This is a genomic window from Bradyrhizobium sp. (assembly GCF_019244115.1).
Taxonomy (GTDB): Bacteria; Pseudomonadota; Alphaproteobacteria; order Rhizobiales; family Xanthobacteraceae; genus Bradyrhizobium.
Genome location: NZ_JAFATE010000687.1, coordinates 1 through 5,268 on the forward strand (window position 1 = coordinate 1; position 5,268 = coordinate 5,268).

The 5,268-nt window shown below is 64.8% G+C and carries 8 protein-coding genes; 4 read left to right on the forward strand and 4 right to left on the reverse strand.

Translation table 11 applies throughout. The annotated features are described in order from the left end of the window. Positions 1-144 (reverse strand): Hpt domain-containing protein (locus tag JOZ76_RS29780; protein WP_291704830.1); only part of this gene is annotated, 144 nt, incomplete at its 3' end. A 214-nt stretch (positions 145-358) separates the two neighbouring features. Then, positions 359-1,006, reverse strand: a complete 648-nt coding sequence (chpT, locus tag JOZ76_RS29785; RefSeq protein WP_291704819.1) for a histidine phosphotransferase ChpT — start codon at positions 1,004-1,006, stop codon at positions 359-361. Positions 1,007-1,152: 146 nt separating this feature from the next. Here chpT and cysQ point away from each other — a divergent pair, with 146 nt between their 5' ends. Further along, positions 1,153-1,995 (forward strand): 3'(2'),5'-bisphosphate nucleotidase CysQ, encoded by an 843-nt coding sequence (gene cysQ, locus JOZ76_RS29790; protein WP_291704821.1) that lies wholly within the window; start codon positions 1,153-1,155, stop codon positions 1,993-1,995. On the opposite strand, the gene JOZ76_RS29795 is transcribed toward cysQ, so the two are convergent. Next, positions 1,989-2,504 carry a YHS domain-containing (seleno)protein gene (locus JOZ76_RS29795; protein WP_291704832.1) on the reverse strand — a complete coding sequence of 172 codons (516 nt, stop codon included), beginning with the start codon at positions 2,502-2,504 and terminating at the stop codon, positions 1,989-1,991. The two genes, cysQ and JOZ76_RS29795, sit on opposite strands and share 7 nt — an antisense overlap. 97 nt (positions 2,505-2,601) lie before the next feature. Between JOZ76_RS29795 and JOZ76_RS29800 the strand changes: the two genes are divergently transcribed. The 3 genes from JOZ76_RS29800 to JOZ76_RS29810 all read left to right on the forward strand — a co-directional run bounded on the left by JOZ76_RS29800 (position 2,602) and on the right by JOZ76_RS29810 (position 4,978). Next, positions 2,602-3,246 carry a DUF1134 domain-containing protein gene (locus JOZ76_RS29800; protein WP_291704823.1) on the forward strand — a complete coding sequence of 215 codons (645 nt, stop codon included), beginning with the start codon at positions 2,602-2,604 and terminating at the stop codon, positions 3,244-3,246. Positions 3,247-3,381: 135 nt separating this feature from the next. Then, a complete protein-coding gene (locus JOZ76_RS29805) occupies positions 3,382-4,647 on the forward strand; it encodes a hypothetical protein (protein WP_291704825.1) in 1,266 nt (421 codons plus the stop codon). A gap of 124 nt (positions 4,648-4,771) precedes the next feature. Then, a complete protein-coding gene (locus JOZ76_RS29810; protein ID WP_291704827.1) occupies positions 4,772-4,978 on the forward strand; it encodes a hypothetical protein in 207 nt (68 codons plus the stop codon). Positions 4,979-5,011: 33 nt separating this feature from the next. Here the strand turns inward: JOZ76_RS29810 and JOZ76_RS29815 are convergent. Continuing rightward, positions 5,012-5,268: hypothetical protein (locus JOZ76_RS29815; protein ID WP_291704828.1), on the reverse strand; the 257-nt coding region annotated here is incomplete at its 5' end.

The window sequence follows — 5,268 nt, forward strand, 5'->3', positions numbered from 1 at the left end:
GCCCTTGATGGTGTGGACGAGCCGGAAAATGTTATCGAGGATTTTTGCGTTGTTCGGCTCCTGCTCGAACCGAACCAGCTGATTGTCGACGGTGTCCAGGCTCTCGCTGGTCTCCGTCAAAAACTCCCGCAACAGATCATCCATGAACTCTGGCCTTCGCACGCAACGGCACGCGACCTCGACGCGCCTACACTGACGGGGCCAGCTTCACCGCAAACCGTTTAAGTTTGGTTGAGCAAGAGGAAATGAATGGTCTCAACAAGGAGATAAGGCGGCCACGAACCCCTGAGCCGCCCTTCAATCTCTGGTTAACCATAAAGGGCGGCGGTGGCGGCCCGTGCAATCACTGCTGGTTGAATCAGGAAGCGGACACCACGATTCCGTCGCCCTCGGCCGCAAGCTTTACCGTCCAGCCGCAGTCCTGGGCGAGCAGCCTGGTATAATAGGGTTGCACGGCATGGGCATCGATCGCGCCCGCCTCACTGGCACTGAGGATGTCGGCGATATTCTGCGGGATGCGGGCGTTGAGTCCGGTCGAGGTGACGCGAAAGCTGATCGCATCGCCTTCGCCGACCGGATCGACCGTGAGCACGCCGCCGCGCGGGATGGTCTGCTGCGCGATCACCATCATGTTGAGCAGGAGCTTGACCTTATTCTTCGGCAACAACAGGCGCGGCAGATTCCAGGTGATCGTGATCTTGCCGTCCTCAAGATGGCCACGCGCCATGGTCTGGGCATCGCCGAGGTCGATCTGGGCGCCCGCCGAGCCAGCGGCGCCGAAGGCGAGACGGCAGAACTGCAGCCGCGACGAGGCCGTCTTGGCGCTCTTGCGGATCAGGTCCAGCGCGAACTCGCGATCCTCCGGCTTTTCGGTATCGTCCAGGACCTCGAGCCCATTGACGATGGCGCCGACCGGACTGATGAGATCGTGACAGACCCGCGAGCAGAGCAGCGCGGCGAGTTCGAGTATATCGGGAGCGGGGGCTGGTGTGGACGTACCGGACATTAGATGTTCCTGGAAATCCGCGAGACTGACACCGAACGCACGTGGCCTTCATGTTGAAAGACGAATCACATGCGCTTTCGAGGCTTGATACACTGCGGCAATGTGAACTGCCAGCAGCAGGACGAAGACGATGTTGAGAACGGCCGATGCATGACAACGACAGCTCTGCGCACATGATCGATTGCGATGCTGCCGCGACAATGATTGAGCCGCTCACCGAACTGGTGCTGCGCGCGGGCGAGGCCATCCTGGCGGTCAACCGCTGCGCGATGACGATCGAAGGCAAGGCGGACGGTTCCCCGGTGACCGAGGCGGATCTCGCCGCCGACCAGATCATCGCCCGCGGCCTCCGCGAGCTCGCGCCAGACATCCCGGTGCTGTCGGAAGAGCGGACCGGGTCGGCGCGCCCGCCCTATCGCGGCAGCTTTTTTTTGATCGACCCGCTTGATGGCACCAAGGAGTTCGTCGCCGGACGGGCCGAGTTCACCGTCAATCTGGCGCTGGTTACGCAGGGAACTCCGCTGCTCGGAATCGTCGGCGCGCCGGCGATGGGCCTGATCTGGCGCGGAATCGTCGGCCGCGGTGCCGAGCGCATGCGCCTCGCGGGCGGCCGGCTTGGAGTTTTGGAACCGATCCACACCCGTCCGATGCCGCGCCATGGCGAGCCGTGGGTTGCGGCGGTCAGCCGCTCGCATGGTGACCGCGCGAGCGAGGCCTTTATCGCCAGGCGGCCGAATGCGGTCCGCGAGCAGCTCGGTTCCGCGGTCAAATTCGGCCGCCTGGCGGAAGGTTCGGTCGACCTGTATCCGCGGCTCGCGCCGACCTCCGAGTGGGATGTCGCGGCCGGCCACGCGGTGGTCACGGCGGCGGGCGGCCGTATCACCGCACCCGATGGCGGCGTCTTAAAGTATGGCCAGGGACGTGATGGCGGCTTCATCGTGCCGGGCTTCATCGCCTGGGGCGATCCATCAGCCGCAGACGCTCACTGAGCAAGGCCTCGCTCGAGTTCCGGCCAGCGCGCGTTCGCCTGCGCCAGGAACCGATCCGGATCGGCCGCAAAAGCATCGCGATTGGCCTCGCGGCTGAACAGATAGAGCCGCTGGTCGGCGACCACGAAGAACAGGGGATTGCCGGCCTGCGTCACGCCGCGCGCCACCTCGGTCGGATCGTAACCGCCGAATTGCGGGCCATAGATTTCCGGATGCTCCGCAAAGAAGGCGCGATCGCCCTCATTGTGGAAGCGCCACACCGCGCCGCCCTGCATTAGCTCGATGTCCGGCAGGCCCCGCACCGGGTGGCCCTCGACGAAATAGGCGACCGGGTCAAACCCCTCGATGGCAAGCCCCGAGAAGCGATTGACGACGACTCGTTCGGTGGTGGCCGCGGCGCTGGCGAGCGGGTGGAAAACAGCGAAAAACCCCGCCAAAAGCGTAACCAAGGCAAATGTTCGGCAAATTCCCTCTTGCCGTTGTGCCGTCATAGTTCGTACCGATAACATGCGAATCGAGGGATAAGGGGTGCATTCGGCGGAACCTAAACCGTTGCGTGTTGGCGTCAGGTTAAGGCGGCCGAGGCAGAAATCAGGGATTCTTTTCATGAATTTTGCTTCACGCCTTGCTGCGGCGCTGCTCGCTGCGCTGTTATGGTCGGCCGGACCTCTTTCCGCCCAGCAGGCGCCGCCTCCGCCCCCCGACATGCCACCGCCCCAGCAGGTGCCCGGACAGCCGCTGCCGCCGCCGCAGCGCGCCCCCGGACCGGACTATTATGGCCCCGACGAGCTGGTCGGCGCCGGCCACCGCTTTTTCGGCAATGTCTCGCGCGGGCTTGCCTCCGTGATCGAACGCGCGGTCAGCCAATGGGGCCTGCCCAACGGCTACATTCTGGGCGAGGAAGGGTCCGGCGCCCTGGTCGCGGGCCTGCGCTACGGCGAGGGCATGCTCTACACCAAAAATGCCGGCGACCTGAAAGTGTTCTGGCAGGGACCCTCGCTCGGCTTCGACTGGGGCGGCGACGGCGCGCGGACCATGACGCTGGTCTATAACCTGCCGGCGACGCGTGCGATCTACCAGCGCTTCGTCGGCATCGACGGCTCCGCCTACATCATCGGCGGTTTTGGCATGACGGCGCTCACCGCCAACAACATCGTGCTGGTGCCGATCCGTTCCGGTATCGGCCTCCGCCTGGGCGCCAATGTCGGCTATCTGAAATATACGCCGAGCGCGACCTGGAATCCGTTCTGACCGTGCCGCGCTGAGCGCGTCTGCCCCGCAACACTCCGGGGAGGATTTACGCTAACTGGCCGATAGGCTGGCTTTCAGGCTACCGCCCGTGGCATTGTCGTTTCATCAAGGATTCTTGCCGGGGAGCAGCGTGCCATGATCGAACCGATCATGTATCTGGCGATCGGATTTCTGATCGCGATGCTATGTGCGCTGATGGTGGTGCCGCTGGTGCATAACCGCGCCGTCCGCCTCACCACGCGGCGCCTGGAAGCCGCAACGCCGCTGTCGATGGCGGAGATCCAGGCCGACAAGGACCAGCTGCGCGCGGAATTTGCGATGTCGGCGCGGCGGCTGGAAATGAGCGTCGAGCAGCTCAAGAACAAGACCACGAGCCAGCTTGCCGAACTCGGCAAGAAAACCGACGCCATCAACCGCATGAAGATCGAGATCGGCGAGAAGAACGCCACGATCTTTGCGCTGGAAGCGCGCGAGAAGGCGGTGAAAGAGCAGCTGCGCGCCACCGAAGAGGAATTTTCCGCCAAGACCGAGGCGCTGCGCCAGGCCGAGAGGGCGCTGACCGAGAAGCAGGACGAACTTTCCAGGATCAGCGCCGAACTGAGCGACCGTTCGAACGTGGCGGAGAGCCGCCAGGCCGAGCTCGTGACCGTGCGCAGCCAGATCGAGGAGCTGAAGAACCGCGTCGGCGACGCCGAGAGGGAGTTTTCGGCGACCCAGGCGCGGCTCGCGCAGGAGCGCTATGAATCCGAGACCGCGACCCGCAATCTCGGCGACGCCCGCGGGCGCGTCGAAAACCTCAGCCAGCGCGTGACCGATCTCGACCGCCAGCTCATCGTCCAGGTCAAGGAAGCCGAGATGCTGTCCAGCCGCGTCAACGATCTGGAGGCGCGGCTGGCGACGCAGGGAAAACTGCTCGCCGAGCGCGACTACGAGAACCGTCAGCTCCGCCAGGCCAACGAGGCGGCCGAGCGCATGTTGCAGGACTTGCGCGGGGAGCTCGGCGGCATCAATGGCGGCCGCTCGGGCGCGATCGAAAAACTGCGCCAGGAAAAGGCCGCGGTCGAGGAGCAGCTTCGCCTGGCACGCGACGAGCGCGCCAAACTGCAGCGCGACATCAACACGATCCAGCAGCAGGCGGAAACCTCCTGGGCCCAGGAGCGCATGGAGAACGCGCTGCTGCGCGAGCGCATCAACGACATCGCCGCCGAAGTGGCGAAACTCGCGATGCAGCTCGAGGGGCCGAATTCCGCGATCGAGGCGATGCTCGCCGCAGAGCCGCTTCCGGTGCGCCCTGCCAACGACACGGCCGCGGCCGGCGCGGCGGGCGGCACGCTCGCCGAAAGGATCCGCGCGCTGCAGACCCATGCCTCGCGCGCCCGCCAGCAGCAGGGCGTGAGCTGAGGACCAACGCGCTGACGGCGCTGCAGCGATCACATTCGAGCGAGACGCTCGCAGGTCACGTGAGTTCCGGCTAAGCTGCATGCAATCGGTTTTGAACGCCGTAGCTCATTGGCGGGAGGTCGCGGTGGACCTGATTACCTTGGCCATCTTGGCCGTCTTCGTCGCCTCGATCTACTTCGCCGGCGATCTGGCGGTTCGCCGTGGTCGCAGCCGGACGGCCTGGATGTGGATTGCAGCCTTGCTGCTCGGCCCGTTCGCGCTTCCCCTGCTCTATCTGCTGCCGCGCCGCGACGCGGGGCAGCCGCCGGCCGCCGCGGCGACCGCGCGCTGAAAACAATCTCCGCTTCAGATGTCAAACAGCCACTCATCCGTCATCGCCCGGCTCGACCGGGCGATCCAGTACGCCGCGGCTTATCGGCTCAAGCAATGGCGTCTCTGGAATACTGGATGCCCGCTTGAAGCGGGCATGACAGCGGAGAGACATGCGCCAGCGTTCTCGCGGCACCAACTGCCCGAGGAATGCATTGTGCGCATCCCTCTGAAATCGAAGAGGGCGCAGGGAAGGCCGGGTATCGGCTGATACCCATGGCCCGCGTGCATCAAAAAAAGCACGCGGCGGTT

Coding starts and splice junctions, on each gene's coding strand:
- JOZ76_RS29800 (WP_291704823.1), top strand. CDS start 2,602: ATGAATTTTGCTTCACGCCTTGCTGCGGCGCTGCTCGCTGCGCTGTTA.
- chpT (WP_291704819.1), bottom strand. CDS start 1,006: ATGTCCGGTACGTCCACACCAGCCCCCGCTCCCGATATACTCGAACTC.
- JOZ76_RS29795 (WP_291704832.1), bottom strand. CDS start 2,504: ATGTTATCGGTACGAACTATGACGGCACAACGGCAAGAGGGAATTTGC.
- cysQ (WP_291704821.1), top strand. CDS start 1,153: ATGCATGACAACGACAGCTCTGCGCACATGATCGATTGCGATGCTGCC.
- JOZ76_RS29805 (WP_291704825.1), top strand. CDS start 3,382: ATGATCGAACCGATCATGTATCTGGCGATCGGATTTCTGATCGCGATG.